Annotated in this window: 18 protein-coding genes; 16 read left to right on the top strand and 2 right to left on the bottom strand. The window is 43.0% G+C overall.

Features of this window, described 5'->3' with window-relative positions; all coding sequences use genetic code 11:
* Positions 1 to 211: 211 nt before the first annotated feature.
* The 4 genes from alaS (at position 212) to ACF1X7_RS02920 (ending at position 4,089) form a co-directional block, all read left to right on the top strand.
* Positions 212 to 2,854: an alanine--tRNA ligase gene (gene alaS / locus ACF1X7_RS02935; RefSeq protein ID WP_064776913.1), complete on the top strand. Its 2,643-nt coding sequence runs from the start codon at positions 212 to 214 to the stop codon at positions 2,852 to 2,854.
* A gap of 196 nt (positions 2,855 to 3,050) precedes the next feature.
* Entirely contained in the window at positions 3,051 to 3,311 is a 261-nt protein-coding gene (locus ACF1X7_RS02930; protein ID WP_039099245.1) for an IreB family regulatory phosphoprotein, read from the top strand.
* Complete coding sequence (gene ruvX / locus ACF1X7_RS02925; RefSeq protein WP_004265055.1) at positions 3,311 to 3,748, top strand: Holliday junction resolvase RuvX; 438 nt, start codon at positions 3,311 to 3,313, stop codon at positions 3,746 to 3,748. Before ACF1X7_RS02930 ends, ruvX begins: the two co-directional genes overlap by 1 nt.
* 29 nt (positions 3,749 to 3,777) lie before the next feature.
* Positions 3,778 to 4,089, top strand: a complete 312-nt coding sequence (locus ACF1X7_RS02920) for a DUF1292 domain-containing protein (RefSeq protein WP_004265101.1) — start codon at positions 3,778 to 3,780, stop codon at positions 4,087 to 4,089.
* Positions 4,090 to 4,482: 393 nt separating this feature from the next.
* Here the strand turns inward: ACF1X7_RS02920 and rnhC are convergent, their stop codons facing one another.
* Entirely contained in the window at positions 4,483 to 5,406 is a 924-nt protein-coding gene (rnhC, locus tag ACF1X7_RS02915) for a ribonuclease HIII (protein WP_064776914.1), read from the bottom strand.
* A gap of 288 nt (positions 5,407 to 5,694) precedes the next feature.
* Between rnhC and ACF1X7_RS02910 the strand changes: the two genes are divergently transcribed.
* The 8 genes from ACF1X7_RS02910 to dltD all read left to right on the top strand — a co-directional run bounded on the left by ACF1X7_RS02910 (position 5,695) and on the right by dltD (position 13,852).
* Entirely contained in the window at positions 5,695 to 6,234 is a 540-nt protein-coding gene (locus tag ACF1X7_RS02910) for a CvpA family protein (RefSeq protein WP_064776915.1), read from the top strand.
* A gap of 60 nt (positions 6,235 to 6,294) precedes the next feature.
* A complete protein-coding gene (locus tag ACF1X7_RS02905; RefSeq protein ID WP_039099248.1) occupies positions 6,295 to 8,658 on the top strand; it encodes an endonuclease MutS2 in 2,364 nt (787 codons plus the stop codon).
* A 301-nt stretch (positions 8,659 to 8,959) separates the two neighbouring features.
* Positions 8,960 to 9,271 carry a thioredoxin gene (gene trxA / locus ACF1X7_RS02900; RefSeq protein ID WP_004265032.1) on the top strand — a complete coding sequence of 104 codons (312 nt, stop codon included), beginning with the start codon at positions 8,960 to 8,962 and terminating at the stop codon, positions 9,269 to 9,271.
* Between the two features lie 149 nt (positions 9,272 to 9,420).
* Positions 9,421 to 9,570 (top strand): teichoic acid D-Ala incorporation-associated protein DltX, encoded by a 150-nt coding sequence (locus ACF1X7_RS02895; protein WP_004265165.1) that lies wholly within the window; start codon positions 9,421 to 9,423, stop codon positions 9,568 to 9,570.
* A gap of 18 nt (positions 9,571 to 9,588) precedes the next feature.
* On the top strand, positions 9,589 to 11,115 hold the full coding sequence (dltA, locus tag ACF1X7_RS02890; RefSeq protein ID WP_064776916.1) for a D-alanine--poly(phosphoribitol) ligase subunit DltA: 1,527 nt from the start codon (positions 9,589 to 9,591) through the stop codon (positions 11,113 to 11,115).
* The gene (gene dltB / locus ACF1X7_RS02885) at positions 11,108 to 12,316 is read left to right on the top strand and encodes a D-alanyl-lipoteichoic acid biosynthesis protein DltB (protein ID WP_069468421.1); all 1,209 of its coding nucleotides are present in this window, start codon (positions 11,108 to 11,110) and stop codon (positions 12,314 to 12,316) included. The genes dltA and dltB overlap by 8 nt, the downstream gene beginning before the upstream one ends.
* A 29-nt stretch (positions 12,317 to 12,345) precedes the next feature.
* Positions 12,346 to 12,582 carry a D-alanine--poly(phosphoribitol) ligase subunit DltC gene (gene dltC / locus ACF1X7_RS02880; RefSeq protein ID WP_069468420.1) on the top strand — a complete coding sequence of 79 codons (237 nt, stop codon included), beginning with the start codon at positions 12,346 to 12,348 and terminating at the stop codon, positions 12,580 to 12,582.
* A gap of 1 nt (position 12,583) precedes the next feature.
* Positions 12,584 to 13,852, top strand: a complete 1,269-nt coding sequence (gene dltD / locus ACF1X7_RS02875) for a D-alanyl-lipoteichoic acid biosynthesis protein DltD (protein ID WP_056966567.1) — start codon at positions 12,584 to 12,586, stop codon at positions 13,850 to 13,852.
* Positions 13,853 to 14,086: 234 nt separating this feature from the next.
* On the opposite strand, the gene ACF1X7_RS02870 is transcribed toward dltD, so the two are convergent.
* Positions 14,087 to 14,824 (bottom strand): YslB family protein, encoded by a 738-nt coding sequence (locus tag ACF1X7_RS02870; RefSeq protein WP_056966566.1) that lies wholly within the window; start codon positions 14,822 to 14,824, stop codon positions 14,087 to 14,089.
* A gap of 188 nt (positions 14,825 to 15,012) precedes the next feature.
* Here ACF1X7_RS02870 and murI point away from each other — a divergent pair, with 188 nt between their 5' ends.
* The 4 genes from murI (at position 15,013) to cbpB (ending at position 18,268) form a co-directional block, all read left to right on the top strand.
* Entirely contained in the window at positions 15,013 to 15,840 is an 828-nt protein-coding gene (murI, locus tag ACF1X7_RS02865) for a glutamate racemase (RefSeq protein WP_411162414.1), read from the top strand.
* Complete coding sequence (locus ACF1X7_RS02860; protein WP_004265085.1) at positions 15,824 to 17,041, top strand: XTP/dITP diphosphatase; 1,218 nt, start codon at positions 15,824 to 15,826, stop codon at positions 17,039 to 17,041. The genes murI and ACF1X7_RS02860 overlap by 17 nt, the downstream gene beginning before the upstream one ends.
* 115 nt (positions 17,042 to 17,156) lie before the next feature.
* A complete protein-coding gene (locus ACF1X7_RS02855) occupies positions 17,157 to 17,678 on the top strand; it encodes a metallophosphoesterase family protein (protein ID WP_004265059.1) in 522 nt (173 codons plus the stop codon).
* Between the two features lie 98 nt (positions 17,679 to 17,776).
* The gene (gene cbpB / locus ACF1X7_RS02850; protein WP_039099255.1) at positions 17,777 to 18,268 is read left to right on the top strand and encodes a cyclic-di-AMP-binding protein CbpB; all 492 of its coding nucleotides are present in this window, start codon (positions 17,777 to 17,779) and stop codon (positions 18,266 to 18,268) included.
* The last annotated feature ends 335 nt before the right edge of the window (positions 18,269 to 18,603 follow it).

The following is an 18,603-nucleotide window of genomic DNA, read 5'->3' as shown; positions in this document are numbered from 1 at the left end:
TGGGATATACGCAACGAACTGACGGAGACAGGAACGCCTTTCTAGACTGAGAGAAGGTGCCGCCATTGGTTGACGTGCTCCCCAACATCACAAACAATTCAATAAACTCATAAAGAGGTTAACGACTAACATCGTTGCAATCAAGGTGGTACCGCGCTTTTGCGTCCTTGAAATTGCAGCGGTGTTTTATTTTTTTGAAGGAGCAAACATGATGAAAAAACTAACCAGTGCGCAAGTGCGCCAAATGTTCTTAGATTTCTTTAAAGAAAAGGGTCATGATGTCGAACCAAGTGCATCGCTTGTCCCAGATGATGATCCGACATTATTATGGATTAACTCAGGGGTTGCGACCCTAAAGAAGTATTTCGATGGTCGCGTTGTACCTAATAATCCACGGATTACCAATGCACAAAAGAGTATTCGGACCAACGATATTGAAAATGTTGGGAAGACTGCTCGTCACCATACTTTCTTCGAAATGCTCGGCAACTTTTCTGTCGGGGACTATTTCAAAGAAGATGCGATTCCATGGGCTTGGGAATTCTTAACCAGCGACAAGTGGATTGGTTTCGATCCTGAAAAATTATACGTGACGGTTTATCCTAAAGATCAAGATGCGCACCGGATTTGGCATGAAAAAGTCGGTTTGCCAGAATCACACATCATTGAAGTTGAAGATAATTTCTGGGATATCGGTGAAGGCCCCTGTGGCCCCGATTCAGAAATTTTCTACGATCGTGGTCAAAGCTTCAACAACGTTAGCGAAGATGATCCTGAAAACTATCCTGGTGGCGAAAACGAACGTTATCTGGAAGTTTGGAACATCGTATTCTCAGAATTCAACCATTTACCAAACGGCGAATATGTTGAACAACCCCACAAGAACATTGATACGGGGATGGGCCTCGAACGACTTGTTTCAGTGATTCAAGAATCCCCAACCAACTTTGAAACAGATTTATTCATGCCATTGATCGAAGCGACAGCTAAGATGAGTGACCACAAACAATACGGTCAAAATGCAGCTGATGATATTTCATTCAAGATTATCGCAGATCATGCGCGGGCTGTGACGTTTGCAATTGGTGACGGTGCAATGCCGGCCAATGAAGGTCGCGGCTATGTACTCCGCCGTTTAATTCGTCGGGCCATCTTAAATGGTAAGAAACTCGGCATCAACGACGCTTTCATGTACAAGTTAGTACCAATCGTTGGTGAAATCATGCAAAGCTATTACCCAGACGTATTAGCACAAAAAGAATTCATCGAAAAAGTCATCCGTTCTGAAGAAGATCGTTTCCGTGAAACCTTGAATGATGGTTTACGTTTATTGAACCAAACGATTGACAGTGTCAAAGCTGCTGGTCAAAGTGAAATTGCTGGGGCAGATGCTTTCAGGTTATTTGATACGTATGGTTTCCCAATCGAATTGACAACTGAATATGCCGAAGATGAAGGCTTAACGGTTGATCAAGCTGGTTTCGAAAGTGAAATGGCACAACAAAAATCACGTGCACGTAATGCCCGTAGTGATGAACAATCAATGGGGATGCAAAACGAACTTTTAATGGATATCAAAGTGGAAAGTACCTTCACTGGTTATACAACGCTTGAAACAGAAAGTAAGTTAAGCGTCATCTTACAAGATAATGCCGAACAACAAACGATTAAGAGTGGTACGGCGCAATTAATCTTCGACCAAACACCATTCTATGCTGAAATGGGGGGCCAAGTTGCTGATCAAGGGATCATTAAGAACCTAGCTGGGCAAGTAGTCGCTAAAGTGACTGACGTGCAATACGCACCAAACGGGCAACCATTACACACCGTTGAAGTGCTCGAAGAAATGATTAGTGGTGTCCACTATGTCTTATCAGTTGATCCAACCTTCCGCGGTGGCGTCATTAAGAATCACACCGCAACGCATTTATTGGATCAAGCCTTGCGTGATGTTTTAGGCGAACATACGCATCAAGCTGGTTCATTGGTTGAACCTGACTACTTACGGTTTGATTTTACGAACCTCGGTCAAGTCACACCAGATCAATTAGCCACTGTGGAAAAAATTGTGAACGAAAAAATTTGGGCTGCACTACCTGTGAATACTGTTGAAACCGATATTGAAACAGCTAAACAAATGGGGGCCATCGCACTCTTTACCGAAAAATATGGTAAGACAGTCCGAGTGGTTCAAATCGGTGATTACTCAATGGAACTTTGTGGTGGGACGCATGCTGCTAACACTGCTGATCTTGGTCTATTCAAGATTACGAGCGAATCTGGGATTGGTGCCGGGACGCGCCGGATTGAAGCCGTGACTTCAAAGGCAGCCTTCAAGTATTTGAATGACAAACAAGCCTTATTAAATGAATTAGCTGGTGAATTGAAAGTTGCTCAAACCAAGGATTTACCTAAGAAGATTCAACAATTACAATCTGACTTAAAAGCAGAACAAAAAGAAAACGAACAACTCAAAGCAAAATTTGCCCAACAACAAGCTGGCAATGTTTTTGAAAATGTCGAAACAGTTGGTCAATGGCGCTTAGTGGCTGCTGATGCAGAAGTTGCCGGAATGAACGAATTACGACAATTAGCGGATCAATGGCAACAAAAACAAATTTCAGATGTCTTAGTGCTCGCAACAGTTGCGGGAGATAAGGTTAGCTTGATTGTCGCGGTCGCACCTGATGCGATTAAAGCGGGGATTAAAGCCGGTGATTTGATTAAACAAATCGCACCACTCGTTGGTGGTGGCGGTGGTGGCCGTCCAGACATGGCCCAAGCTGGTGGGAAGAATCCAGCTGGGATCGCAGATGCTTTGGTAGCTGCTAAAACAGCTTTAGCGAACGCTTAACTTATAACGGGATTGTCGTCAATTTTTTATTGATTGCAATCCCGTTATTTTTTTGTTCTTTTTGTTAATCAATTTAGCGAAATGTGTTATAGTTATCTCTCATCTGCATTCTGCTAAGAGAGGGGAGAGTTGTACTTTGTCCTGTTTTCGAGTAGAATATGGTTGTATAAGTAGCGAAAAGTTGAGGTGTTGAGAGATGAATCTAGATAAAACAGTCCATTTTGATTTTGGTAAAAACAGCCCCAAGAATGTTCATGAAACATTAACGACGGTCTATCAGACATTAGAAGAGAAGGGCTACAACCCAATTAATCAGATTGTAGGTTATCTGTTGTCCGGTGATCCAGCATACATTCCGCGCTATAATGATGCTCGTAATTTAATTCGCAAGCACGAACGTGATGAGATTATCGAGGAATTAGTTAAAAATTATTTGGATAAGGAAACGACGAAATAATGCGCTTAATGGGATTTGATGTAGGATCAAGAACGGTTGGCATTGCGATTAGTGATCTATTGGGCTGGACAGCTCAAGGGGTCGAGATTATTCGCATCAATGAAGATGAATCAGAATTTGGGTTAGACCGCGTCAAGGAATTGGTTGCAGAACATCAAGTGACTGGTTTTGTTTTGGGGTTACCCAAGAATATGAATAATTCGATTGGGCCACGGGCGCTTAAAGCGCAAGAATACGGGGCAATGCTGAGTGAACTTTTCCCAGAGATTCCGGTTGATTACATCGATGAACGCCTAACAACGGTTCAGGCTGAACGCATGTTAGTGGAACAAGCAGATACGTCACGTAAGAAACGGAAGCAAGTGATTGATAAGCTTGCTGCGGTGATGATTTTGCAGAACTACTTGGACGCGCACGGTCGCTTAACACAAGGCTAATAAATAAAACAATTAAGGAGTTTTGATGAATGACTGAAGATAACAAGAACATCCACCAAGATGAAGAACAACAAATTACACTAATCGACGACCAAGGTAACGAAGAATTATACCAAGTGCTCTTTACATTTGATTCAGAAGATTACGGTAAATCATACGTGCTATTGTACCCAACAAGCGCTGAAGAAGATGAAGAAGTTGATATCCAAGCTTTCTCATTCACATCAGACGATGCAGGCGATGCCAGCAAAGGTGACCTATTCCCAATCGAAGACGACGAAGAATGGGAAATGGTTGAAGAAGTACTAAACACATTTTTGGCAGACGACAACATGAAATAAGTGCGTTCAAACCGGTTATACTTTGAGGACTATGCTAGCCGCAGAAGTATGGTTTGAAAAGCACGTTAAAGAAAAGAAGTGCGTCATCAACGGGGAACTTCTGAGCATTTGCCTAACTTAGCGAATTGGCGATGCAATCGCCGATTTGATAAGTGTAGCAAAGCACAGGAAGTTGTTGATGAAAGCACGTTATCACTATCTATTTCAAAAAGGGTCCCGATAGCAATTAATTAAATTGCAGTCGGGACCCTTTTTTTATGTGGAGAAGGTGTGGGTTGAAACGTGCTTTTTAAAGCTGACTCTTGTGCTTAGCTTCGTATTGCAAACGACCGACTTTGTCGGTCATTCACAACACTGTGCTAATGCTCAGAGTCAACCCGCTTTAAACGTACTCTATAATAATTTTTTCGCTTTTTCCGTGTTAATAAAATGCAATTTAGCGAATTCGCCTAGGTAATCGATGCCACCTTGTGCGAGTAAATCTGCGGCGATTTGGTTAACTGCTTGATGATTGCCAAGCGGAATTTGGCGGCCCGCTTTTTTAGACAGTTCAAGCATTGATAGGTTGGCTTGGTGGCGTGCAATGATTGAAGCGGCAGCAACGGCGAGGTGAAATTGTTCCGCCTTGGTTGAGAAATAAACGTTCTCGCGTAAAACAACCGGTTCATTCTTCAAATAGTTGTAGTAAATGCCGCGTGGTTCGAATTGATCAATGAGGATGCCAGCGGGTTTTTCGGGTTGGATTTTTTGGAGGACTTTGAGGAGTGCGAAATTATGGCTGATGGCCTTCATTTTTTCGATGTTCATTGTGGCGTGTACTTCATTGTATTTCGGTGGCATGATGTTGACGATGTGATAGGGGAGTTTAGCCATCATCTTGATTGCCATCTGATCGATTTGTGCATCGGTTAGCGTTTTGGAATCCGCGACGCCTAGGCTATTGACGAACGCCAGATTTTCTTGGCTGACATAGACGGCGGCGATGGTCAGCGGACCGAAGTAGCTTCCGTTACCAACTTCATCTGAGCCTAAAACGGACCATTTGGCAAAATCAGCTGGTAAAACATCGCCTTTGGCGGCTTTAGGCTTAGTACGGCTAGCAGATTTTGCTTTGCTAGGGGCAGCGGTGCCCCACTTAGCAGCTTCTTGTTCGGCACTAGCGCCTTGGAAAAGTACTTTGCCAGATTTATAGCCGGTAATGCTTAGTCCATTGGCTTGGTGCGCAAAAACGGCCCCCGGCGGTAGTTGACGGTTGGTCGGATAATTTTTTTGAATAGTAGTTAATTGTGAGGGTGTCACTTTAATGACTGCTTGCATACGATTGGCTCCTTAATGAGTGGCAAATGAAGAGATTCGGAGTAAAATTGCCACTTTCCCTTATTTCATGATAAAATAGTTCAGTTGAACTAGCAAATAAAATTAGAGTGCGACTGCAGATGGTCATACTCTGAGGATTAGTATAGACTCGTGAATAAGCGACGAAGTCGATTGTTTGCGAGGCGTAGCTAACCGGAAGAAGAGGGCTTATGGAGCACGTTTCAGAATATTTTATCCAATCAATCATACACACATCCGCGCCACAAAACGCGTATCTAAGGGGAACTCATGTTAAGTCTAATTATTATCTTAATGCTGTTATATGCCATTTACACAGGGGTCAGACGGGGGGTTATCATGCAAGCCGTCTACACGATTGGCTACTTTATCGTCTTTTGGATTGCCAAAGCGATGAGCCAAACACTAGGGCCTAAGCTAAGTTTAATGGTGCCATACCCATCGGCAACTGAAGACAGCTATTTTGCATTTTTCCAAAAGAGTATCGGGTTATCACTCGATGATGCGTTTTATATCGGCGTCGCCTTTGTCCTCGTGATGTTTATCGGTGGCTTGTTGGTGCGCTTCATCGGACTATTGTTGAATTCATTGACTTATATGCCAGGTTTGAAGCAATTTAACAAGGCAGCCGGTGGACTTTTGAGTTTCTTGGTCGTTTACGTGGGGCTCTTTTTGCTCCTCTACGTGCTGGCTTTAGTGCCAGTCGATGGCTTACAGAAGACATTGGAAAACTCGACAGTTGCGCGCGTCATTGTCTTACACACACCAGTCCTCACCTCTCAAGTGACGAGCTGGTGGATTGCTGGCTAAAATGGATAGTGCAGTTGGGGCTGACGGAAGTCGCCCCTTTTTTAGAAGGAGCTAACTTAAATGAATCATAAAATATTACAAACACTAGAATACGATAAAATTAAACAAATGCTTCAAGGCCATGCCATCACGGCGTTTGGTCAAGAACAAATCACACAATTAACCCCCTCCAACGATGCGGAATTGATTCAAGAACGCTTGGACCAGACCAAAGATGGGGTCGATATTGAACGGCTAAAAGGTGGCATTCCTTTGCCACAGTTAGATAATATTCGTCCGCACCTGAAACGAATCGAAATCGGTGCGACTTTAAACGGTACCGAACTCGCGCAAGTTGGGCGAGTTTTACGTGCGACTTCTGCGGTTGTGCGTTTCTTTGATGACTTAGAAAAAGATGAATTAACCTTAAAGGCGTTGCCAGACTTAGTTGCCCAATTGGTGACTTTACCGCAACTAACTGAAAAGATTAGAAGTTCTGTTGCTGATGATGGCGCCGTTTTAGACACGGCTTCAACCAAGTTGCGTGGCTTACGGACTAGTTTAAAACAATTGGAAGGCCAAATCAGATCGCGGATGGCAAGTTATACACACGGTGCTAAAGCTAAATATCTGAGTGATTCGATTGTCACGATTCGGAATGACCGCTATGTCATTCCTGTTAAGCAAGAATACCGTGGCCAATTCGGCGGCGTTGTGCATGATCAGAGTGCTAGTGGTCAGACCCTTTTCATGGAACCACAAGCCCTCATGGAATTGAATAACCGCTTGCGCCAATTACAAATTGAAGAACAACAAGAAATTGAACGGATTTTGGCGGAATTATCGGAAGCCATCATGCCAGAACGCCACAATATTTTAGCCAACGCTGAATTATTGGGGCAACTCGATTTTGTCAATGCTAAGGCTCAACTTGCTAAAGCGTTGAAGGCCACTGAACCGCTGATTAATTTAGAAAACCATGTTGAACTCAAACAAGCACGGCACCCATTAATCGACCCAGCTAAAGTCGTTGCTAATGACATCGCGATTGGGGCGGATTATCAGGCCATCGTTGTTACGGGTCCCAATACCGGTGGGAAAACCATCACGTTGAAAACATTGGGCTTAGTCCAAGTGATGGCACAATCTGGTTTATTTATCACTGCGCGTGAAGAGAGCCAAGTCGGCGTCTTCTCGGATATTTTTGCTGATATTGGTGATGAACAATCAATTGAACAGAACTTGAGTACGTTCTCAGCGCACATGGAAAATATCATTCAGATTCTCCAACATATCGATGATCGTAGTTTGGTCTTGCTCGATGAATTGGGGGCAGGGACTGATCCACAAGAAGGGGCGGCTTTAGCCATCGCTATCTTGGATCAAATTGGGATTGTTGGCGCTGATGTCGTTGCTTCAACCCATTATCCAGAATTGAAAATTTACGGTTACAATCGGCCACAAACGATTAATGCTAGCATGGAATTCGATGTTGCTACCTTACAACCAACGTACCGTTTATTAATTGGGGTGCCTGGTCGTAGTAATGCGTTCGATATTTCAACACGACTTGGTTTACCAAGTACAATCGTCCAACAAGCCAAACAATTGATGAACGATGAAAGCCAAGATTTAAACAATATGATTACCGATCTCGAAAATCAACGTAAGGCAGCCGAAACGGAATACCAAGCCTTGCGCCATGAATTATCAGAAGCCACTGATTTACATCAACAGTTATCCAACGCTTATCAACAATTCTTCGAAGACCGTGAAACAGAAATGACGAAGGCGAAAGAAAAAGCGAATGCAATCGTCGAAAAAGCTGAAGTTAAAGCAGACAAAGTGATCACCAAGTTGCGGGATATGCAGATGAATCAAGGCGCCCAGATTAAGGAAAATCAATTAATCGATGCGAGGTCGGAATTAGGGCAATTGCACCAAGAAACAACCTTGAAAAAAAATAAAGTATTGCAACGAGCAAAACGACGTCAAACCCTTAAAGAAGGCGATGATGTTTTAGTTACTTCATACGGTCAACGTGGGACATTAGTCCGGCAAATCGATGCCAAGAACTGGGAAGTTCAAATGGGCATTATCAAGATGAAGATTGCTAATGAAGACCTCGAGAAACAAAAGGTCGTTGAGGATAATCGACCTCAACGACACGTGACAACTGTCAACAGCGGTGGAGCGCGGCATGTTAAAGCCCAACTTGATTTGCGGGGCAAACGCTACGAAGAAGCAATGGCTGAAGTCGATCAATATGTCGATGCGGCCTTGTTAGCGAACTACCAACAAGTGACAATCGTCCATGGGAAAGGCACCGGTGCAATCCGCCAAGGTGTCCAGGACTACCTAAAAGGCAATCGCCAAGTCAAAAAATACGAATACGCCCCAGCAAACGCAGGCGGCAATGGCGCAACAATCGTAACATTCAAATAGAGTGCGGAAGCAGGCAGTTATACGCCGAGGATTAGCATAGGCAGCCGAATGACCAACTTGTTGGTCGTGTGGCTGGTGTAGCTAACCGGAGGAGTATGCCTGCTGGAGCACGTTTACGCCCCCAATCCAACCAGTCCTTTCTGGTTTTGAGTGGGAGTGTTTTTTTAGGCTTGTTAGATTAAACGGGGATGAAATAGTCCGTTTGTAACGAATAATAAGCGAGTTAAGTTGTTATTTACGCCATATAGGAGTATTATAAAAAATAATATGTTTTGTACAATTGAATGGAGGGCAAAGAATAATGGTTGAAGTATTGACAGATAAAAATTACGAAGAAGAAACAAAGAGTGGCGTTGTCTTGACAGACTTCTGGGCAACTTGGTGTGGTCCTTGTCGGATGCAATCACCTGTTATCGAATCATTGGCAGAAACTAACGACAAAGTTAAGTTCAGTAAAATGGATGTGGATGCTAATCCAGAAACGCCTGCTAATTTCGGAATTATGGCGATTCCAACGTTAGTGGTTAAAAAAGATGGTCAAGTTGTTGAAAAAATTACTGGCTTCCATAATAAGGAACAACTAGAAACGATTTTGGCACAATATACCGACTAATTATTAAAACACCTACTATTCAGTAGGTGCTTTTTTTATGTGACAGCGTGTGACAAAAATGTTAGTGGTTGTTTAATAAACGTTGTGGTAACTTTAATGATGAACAAAATGATGAAAATCAAAAAGAGAGAGAAAGAGATGGTGAAAAAATGGGTCAAAAAATACTTAATTTTTGGAATAAACCGGCCGTCAATTTCATTGGCAAAACCATAATTTATTTTGTTATTCTGCTAATTCTACTTTATTTATATGATTACAGTGGTATCGGTAGTCCTAAATTTATCTACAATGAATTCTAATGAAGGAGCGTCGTTAAAATGAAAAAGAATATCATTCAACAAATTGATGCAATTGCAATTGACCAACCACAAACTGTGGCTTATCAATTAGGCACGACGCAACACACTTACGCCGACTTAAAGGCTGCTTCAGACCGGATTGCTCATTTCATTCAAAGCCAAGACTTGCCAGCTAAAGCACCGGTGATTATCTTCGGTGGCCAAAACTTCGAGATGGTGGCAACTTTTCTAGGTGCTGTTAAAGCAGGCCATTCTTATATTCCAGTGGAACAACATTCAGATCCAGCGCGGATTAAACAGATTGAATCAGTCGCAACGCCGGCTGCTGTCCTATCATGGGCTAGTGAAACAGCAATTGATGTTAATATGCCCGTTTTCGCAGAAACTCAATTGACAGATGTGATTGCAAACGGAGCAACCAATTATGATGCTAGCCAAAGTGTGCAAGGGAATGAGAATTTCTACATCATCTTCACGTCAGGGACAACAGGGTTACCTAAAGGCGTCCAAATCAGCGAAAGCAATTTACAAAGTTTCGTTGACTGGGCCAACCCAGCTTTCAACGTTGCGGATAACAGCCGCGTTCTAATTCAGGCCCCATACTCATTCGATTTATCAGTCATGGATTTATTTCCCGGGTTATGCTCAGGTGCAACCCTCGTCGTTTTAGAAAAAGCTGTGACGGACAACTTCAAGACGTTATTTGAAGTCTTGCCAACTCTTAAGGTGAACGAATGGGTTTCAACACCATCTTTTGCAGAAATCTGCTTATTATCACCAACATTTGATAGTGAACATTTTCCAGAATTAAAACAATTCGTCTTCTGTGGGGAAGAATTAACGCATCAAACAGCAACGAAGTTAATCGAACGTTTCGGTGATGCGCAAATCTTTAATACTTACGGTCCAACCGAAGCAACGGTTGCGATGACCAGCATCGAAATTACGGCGGAGGTCTTAGCGACTTACGACCGACTACCAATCGGCTACACAAAGGCTGATACTCAAACTGTCGTAGTGGACGAACAAAATAATCCAGTCACAGTTGGCCAACCTGGTGAACTCTTAATCAGTGGCCCAAGTGTTTCAAAAGGGTACTTGAATAATCCTAAAAAAACAGCTGCAGCCTTCTTCGAAAAAGACGGGCAACGTTTCTACCATTCAGGCGATTTGGTCACCCAAAACGAAGATGGCTTGCTCTTTTATAAAGGGCGGACCGACTTCCAAGTTAAGATGCACGGTTACCGGATTGAACTAGAGGAAATCGACCATCACTTAAGCCAATTAGCAGCCGTTCATCAAGCATGTACTGTACCGCGCTACAACAAAGCCCATCAAGTCACCCAATTGATTGCCTATGTTGTGCCAGCAGACGGTCAAGAAGCGGGCAATGATTTAACGAAGACGTTAAAAGCAGAACTCGCTGAAAATACGATGGACTATATGATTCCGCAACGATTTGTTTATCAAGAAAAATTACCATTATCCGTCAATGGGAAGATTGATCGTAAAGCGTTGATTAAAGAGGTTAATGGCAATGCTTAATTTACAACCGTACGCGAATCCGAACTACTTTCTCATTCTAGGTGCGGCGTTAATTCCGTTAGTGATTGGCTTACTTAACGGCAAACGTTGGCATGTTTATGAGACACTTGTCTCACTGCTCTTTTTGATCCTAATCTTTGACGGGGATAAGGTTCACCAGGGAATTGCCTTGATTAGTTATGTCCTGTTCGAAGGAGCACTGATTTGGGGATACACTGTCTATCGTCAAAAGCACAACAACACCTGGCTATTCGATCTGGCTGTTATCTTAGCGATTATGCCGCTAGTGATTGTCAAGTTCGTGCCATTCTTAAATCCGGGTAGTAATTCAATTCTTGGCTTCTTGGGGATTAGTTATCTGACATTTAAGTCAGTTGGGATGATTATGGAAACCCGTGATGGCAGTATTAAGAAATTTGAACCATGGTTATTCTTACAATTTATGCTATTTTTCCCGACGATTTCATCAGGACCAATTGACCGTTATCGTCGTTTCAAAAAAGATTACCTAAAAGTTCCTGATCGTGACCATTATCTCGACTTACTGGGTAAGGCAGTCCACAACTTCATGTTGGGATTTGTGTATAAGTTTATGCTCGGTTACTTATTCGGGACCGTGTTACTCCCTAAAGTTGCGCATTTAGCAATGGCGAGTCGCGGTGGGTTCCTTGATATCTCATGGGGGCTTGTTGGTTACATGTATGTTTACAGTATGTATTTATTCTTCGATTTTGCGGGCTACAGTTTATTCGCTGTTGCGACAAGTTATGTGATGGGTGTTGAAACGCCAATTAACTTTAACAAGCCATTTGCATCAACCAATATCAAGGAATTCTGGGATAGATGGCATATGACATTATCATTCTGGTTTAGAGATTACATCTACATGCGCTTAGTGTTCTTCTTGATGAAACATAAGATTACCAAGAACAAGGTCCTCATTGCCAATCTCGGCTATTTAACACTCTTCTTATTGATGGGCTTCTGGCATGGGTTGACATGGTACTACATTGTTTACGGCTTGTTCCACGCCATCTGGATCATCCTTACCGATGTCTGGTTGCGTTTCAAGAAGAAACACAAGGATCACATTATCAGCAATCGGTGGACGAACTACTTAGCAATTTTTGCAACGTTTAACACCGTTTGTCTCAGTTTTCTAATTTTCTCAGGCTTTTTGGACCGGTTATGGTTCCACTAAGACCTACACACTAAAGGAGCGATTTAATCATGGACGTAGAAAATACAGTAGTAGAAATTTTAGCAGATTTAACAGGGAACGACGATATTAAAGACGATATGGATATGGAATTATTCAAATCAGGGACATTAGATTCAATGGCAACTGTGCAAATGTTACTTGAATTACAAGGCCAATTAGATATTGAAGTACCTGTTTCAGAATTCGATCGTGAAGCATGGTCAACACCTAACAAGATCATTGCTCGCGTAAAGGAATTGCAATAAAATGTTTAAACGTTTATGGCAAATTTTCGGCCCGGTTTTAGTGGCCGGTCTCTGCTTAACAGCCTTATTACTATCACCTCTTCGATTAGGACGACCTAGCGAAAAGACGTTGTCGACAGCGGCGACGTCATTATCCGCCAATGTGCTAAAAGGGGAAGCCATCAAAGATGCTGCATTTAACGACAACTACATTCCGATGATTGGTTCATCCGAACTATCCCGAATGGACGCGTTACATCCATCTGTTATGGCAAACAAGTATGATTGGCAAAATAAGCCATTCCTACTAGGGGCACCAGGGACTCAGTCATTGACCCACTTTTTATCACTTCAAGCGACTGGTAATCACTTGAACGGTAAAAAGGCCGTCGTCGTTATTTCGCCACAATGGTTTGTACCACAAGGGGTAAAACCTGAGATGTTCGATTTCTTCTATTCACCACTACAAACCAGTTATTTCTTAATCCACGCGAAGGATTCTGAAAGTACGCGGTATGCAGCGAAACGAATTCTAGAACTCACAAGTGATACAACCAACGGGGTAATGCGGGATGCATTGAAGAACAAAGCTCTAGGCATACCTTTAACGGAGACGCAAAAAGTATACATTAATAATGTGAAACGCCCAGCGTTACAACATCAAGATCAACTCTTCAGCCAATTATTCATTCGGGGTCGTGAACGCGAATTGCGTAAAGGCTTGAAGGTGTTACCAAAACAACCTGATAACATGCAACTTGATCAAGTCGCAACGGAATTAGGACAAAAAGTAACGGGTGATAATCCGTTTGGCATTCAAAATAGTTTTTACAAAAAACGGGTTAAACCCAATGTTGGTAAATTGAAGGGTGAACAAAGTCACTTTAACTATGAAAGTTCACCTGAGTTTGCTGATTTCCAATTGATGTTAGATTACTTCGCAGCCCATAAAGTATCTGTTCAATTCATCATTCCACCCGTTAATGCGCGTTGGGCCGCTTATACAGGGCTCTCACAAGCGATGTTGAATCGTTTTGATAAGAAGATTCAATATCAATTGAGAACGCAAGGCTTCAACAACATTGTTGATATGACTAACGACGGTAATGAACAATTCTTCATGCAAGATACGATTCATCTTGGCTGGCGTGGCTGGTTGAAAGTTGATCAAAAACTCCAACCATTCATGAGAACGAAAAAAGCAAAAGCAGTGCACTATGACATGTCAAACGACTTCTTAAGTCGCGACTGGCAAAACGTCAGCGGCAATAACGTCCATGACTTTGATTAGAGTGAGACAGAGCCGGTTATCACTTGAGGATTAACACAGAACGGTGAATGATAGCGAAGCAATCATTTGACGTTCGGGGTTAACCGGAAAGAGATGGCTCAAGGAACACGTTTAGATTAGAGTGAGACAGAGCCGGTTATCACTTGAGGATTAACACGTTTAATATGCTAAGTATTCAAAAAGGGTAGGAACAAAATTTAATTTTGTTCCTACCCTTTTTTTTATAGCACATGCTTATCTGTGTTTTCTATGCATTTCTCGTCGACTTGGTAAGTCTGCCACGCGGGTTCTTGTGTAGTGTGGTGTTTCTTCAGAAGTTGGCTTGTTTTCTGGTTCCACCGGTTCAGGAACAACTGGTGTTTCTGGAACGGATTCTGGTTCTAGTGTGGGAGCAGCCACTTCTTCAGGGGCTGCTTCAACAGGTTGTGTCATCACAGGTGCTGGTTCTTCTTCAACAGATTCTGATTCACTTGGTACAGATGCGACTTGTGATGCATCAACCGTTAAATGAATGGCTTCGACTGCTTCGTCTTCAATTGGTGCTTTTGAATCTGTTTGGACGAAAATCGTTACGTTTTTTTTATTTTCAATGGTTGCTTTGGCTTCAGTCACAATCCGCAATTGTTGTTCGAGGATTTGGGCAACGAAGCCGGCTTCTAATTGGAAGTCAGGAGTATCGAAATCCGCAATCCGTGAAGCGACAATCGGGCCTGTTAATTCGAAGAAGTATTGTTCCTTCTTCTGTTTCTTAAGACTGAGATGGCCGAAGTTGATTTGTTCGAAGAAGGCACAGAGGTCTTCGAAAGAATCGAGTGGGAATTGCAAAGCGAGTTGCTTACCGGCCCAATAGCTGATGGCGTCATTTTCGGCCCCAAGAATTGATGGTAACAAGATATCCCGTAATGTTGCCTGTGTCAGATATGATGCAGTTTGTGGATTTTGGGCGAGTTGTTCATAGCGTGATTGAGTCACAGTGGCACTCCTTTATGGTTCGTTTTTTATAAGTACTCCTATTATACCGCGAAAACTCTTTATTTTTTATAAAAATTAACGCCAACTGTGAATTGCCGGCCGTGCCCGTTGTTTTAGTTGAATTTTGCACCGAAAAAAGAGAAAATAGAGGTTACGAGTGTATCCTGAAATGAAAAGAGAAATCTAATATGCAAAAACAACCCATTGGTTTTATGGATTCAGGTGTGGGGGGCCTAACCCTCTTAAAAGAGGCGCTTAAACGTCTACCCAACGAAGACATGGTCTTTATCGGGGATCAAGCGCGCCTACCATATGGTGAAAAGCCGGCGGAAACCGTGCGCAAATTTGCGTGGCAGATGACCAATTTTCTACGGGGGCAAAATATTAAAGCATTGGTTGTCGCCTGTAATACCGCAACGGCGGCCGCCTTACCTGATTTACAAGCGCAATTGACGATTCCTGTAATCGGTGTGATTGCACCAGGTAGCCAAGCGGCATTGGTAACGACCCGTAATCGGCATGTCGGGGTAATTGCCACGACCGGAACGATTAACAGTGGCGCATATGCCTATCAACTAAAGGCACTCAAACCGGAGACACACGTCACGAGTTTGGCTGCGCCGACTTTTGTACCGATGATTGAAGCAAACCAATTGAGTGGCGAAACTGTGCAAAACACGGTTGACGAAACCCTCGCGCCATTAAGCGGGACGGGAATTGATACGCTAATTCTCGGCTGTACCCACTTCCCATTATTAACTGCGGCGATTCAAAAGACAGTTGGACCGGCAGTCACGCTGGTTGACCCCGCGCATGCCGCTGTTGATAGTTTGATTCAGGCATTACAAGATCGCAATCAGTTGGTGGCCGATGCAACAGCTGGGCAACTACACACCTATACGACCGGATCTGTAACCAATTTCGAAGCAATCGCGCGTCAATGGTTAGCAATCCCAACTCTTGAAGCCCAACAAGTTATTATTAAGGAGGAAAAAAACGATGGTCCGAATGAATAATCGTGCTGATAATGATTTACGGCCAGTGCAAGTCACTTGGCGTTTTCTAAAGCAACAACCCGCTTCTGTTCTATGGCAACGCGGTGATACCAAAGTGCTCGCTGCTGTTCAACCTACAGAAGGTTCCTTGCAAGTCAATGGCAATGGCATAACAGCGCACCAATTAGAATGGTTGCAAACGACATTACGCCCCTTATTGGCAACCGAAGCACTCACTATCACCGTAACCTGTCTTGAAGATGGTGGCGGCTTATTAGCAGAACTCTTCAACGCTGTTTATTGCGCACTAACCTTATTACCAAAAGGCAAAGGCCCCAAACAAGTCGCTGCAGCCGTCACAGCAGCGATGGTCGCTGGTGAGTCACTCGGTGACCCAGACGCCGCGGAAAGCGACCTAGCGACTAGCTTGGTGACGATGGTGGCCACACCGCAGGAACAAATCATCGCCCTTGAACTCGGCGGACAACAAGCAGTCAATAGTAGTGAATTCAACGAACTTATTTTACGTGCGAGCCAAGGTGTGACGCGAACCAATGATCAACGTCAAGCTAGTTTTGAACGCGCCGTTCAACCGAATATCCAAGTGGCTGATACCGATGAACAAACAATCGTGATTGCCACGAAGAATCCAGGTAAGGCCCGCGAATTCGAATCCGTCTTCGCAGCGGAAGGGATTCAAATCAAAACATTATTAGATTACCCAGAATTGCCAAACATTGATGAAACTGGTTCGACATTTGAAGAAAATGCTCGCCTAAAGGCGGATCAAATTGCAGCGATCTTACACTTACCTGTCTTGGCAGATGATTCTGGTCTAATGGTTGATGAACTAGGTGGTCGTCCAGGAATTTATTCTGCACGCTTCTCTGGTGATCATAACGATGCCGGCAACAACGCGAAGTTGCTCTATGAATTAACGGGTGTGCCTGCTGAAAAGCGGACCGCAACCTTCCATACAACATTGGTTTTTGCTAAACCAGACCGACCAGATGAAGATTTAGTCGTTGAAGGTAACGTGAAGGGCCAAATTCTAGGTATTCCTCGTGGGGATAACGGCTTCGGCTATGACCCACTTTTCTACGTGCCAGAATTAGATGCAACGATGGCCCAACTCACGGTGGAACAAAAAAATAAAATCAGCCACCGCGCAAAAGCAATTGAGAACCTAGAAGATAAATGGAAAGAATGGATCAAAGACTAGCGTGCGACGGCAGGATCACGTTTAGATTTGGCTGATGTAGCTAGCCGGAAGAATATGTCGGAAGAAGCACGTTTCAAAAAAACAACGCCCCTTGGCGCCGAAAGGACTGTTTAGTATGCGTTTTGTTGTTGTGAGTGATAGTCATGGTGATCGCGATATTCTCGTGCAGTTAGTGGCGCAGTATCAAGATCAACCAGTAACCATGTTACATTGCGGGGATTCTGAATTAACAACCGATGATCCCTTGTTTAACCAAATGACCGTTGTCCAAGGCAATATGGATTTCAATGGTCAATTTCCAGCACAAGTTGTTGTCCCAGTTGCAAATGAACGAATCTTCTTAACGCACGGGCACTTGTATGGTGTAAATGGCGATTTAATGCGGCTTTTATTAGCGGCCCAAGAAAGCCAAGCTAATCTCGCGTTCTATGGGCATACACACCAATTGGCCTGTGAAATGCACGAAGGTGTGCTGCTCTTGAACCCTGGCAGCATTGCCCAACCACGTGGGCAGTTCCGTGACTTGAAAGGGACATACGCCGTTGTAGACGTCACACCTGACCAATATCAAATCCAGTACTACAATCGTCGGTTCGAACCCGTTTCGCAGTTACACTTTACATTTAAACGCGCCTAATTCTAAAGACTATCCAAAGTTTAGTAGCTATGGATGGTCTTTTGTGTTTGCTCTTTGTTACAATCTAAAAGTAGCATTAGTTTATTGGAGGCCAAGTGATGATTTCAGATGCATTTTCGAACTTATTATTAGAAAATAAAGAACACTTCTTAATTCCCGGTGAGGTTGTTGCGAGTGTTCAAGAAAGCAACTCCTTGGAACATGCGTTTATTCTACTAACCACGGTGAAATATTCGAGCATTCCCGTCTTAGACAACCATTCGAAGTTCAAAGGGATGTTGACGATGCCGTTAATTACCGAGACGATGCTCGGATTGAATAACCTCAGTTTCGAAAATTTGCGGAAGCTGACCGTTAAAGATGTCATGCAAACCGATGTCGTGACGATTAGAGATCCATATGATATTGAAGAAACGCTCCATCTCTTAGTTGATCACCCCTATCTGCCTGTGATTTCGGATGAAGGGGAGTTCACAGGGATTGTTACCCGGCGCGAAATGATGAAAAGCTTCAACCGAGTAGCCCATAATATCGAAAAAGAATACCAAATCGAGCCAATAACCGCAGAAACAACCCAAAAAGGACAATAAGGGTTAAAAAAGCGTCTTCCAGACACCAACGAATAATGTTTGGAAGACGCTTTTTGTTTTGGACTGAATCCAGCTTAATTACTGGTATATCAACATTTGTAAGCAAAATTAAGTTAGACGTAATGACTTTAAAAAATCCATGATAGTAGGTCATAACTCATGAGTTGTGACCCCTTTAATATAAAACCAGTTTACACCATTATTTAAGGACATACAAGTTTATTTTTCGTAATTATTCAAAAAATATATATTATCTAAACGTTGATATAATCGCATTTAAATGGATTTGTTCATAATATTTAAATTTCAAAAAAATTCGCGGACAAATATTTTAT

Source organism: Latilactobacillus sp. VITA-14 (assembly GCF_046580785.1).
GTDB lineage: Bacteria > Bacillota > Bacilli > Lactobacillales > Lactobacillaceae > Latilactobacillus > Latilactobacillus curvatus.
The sequence above is the reverse complement of the archived record's forward strand: the minus strand, read 5'-3'. Positions and strand labels throughout refer to the sequence as shown.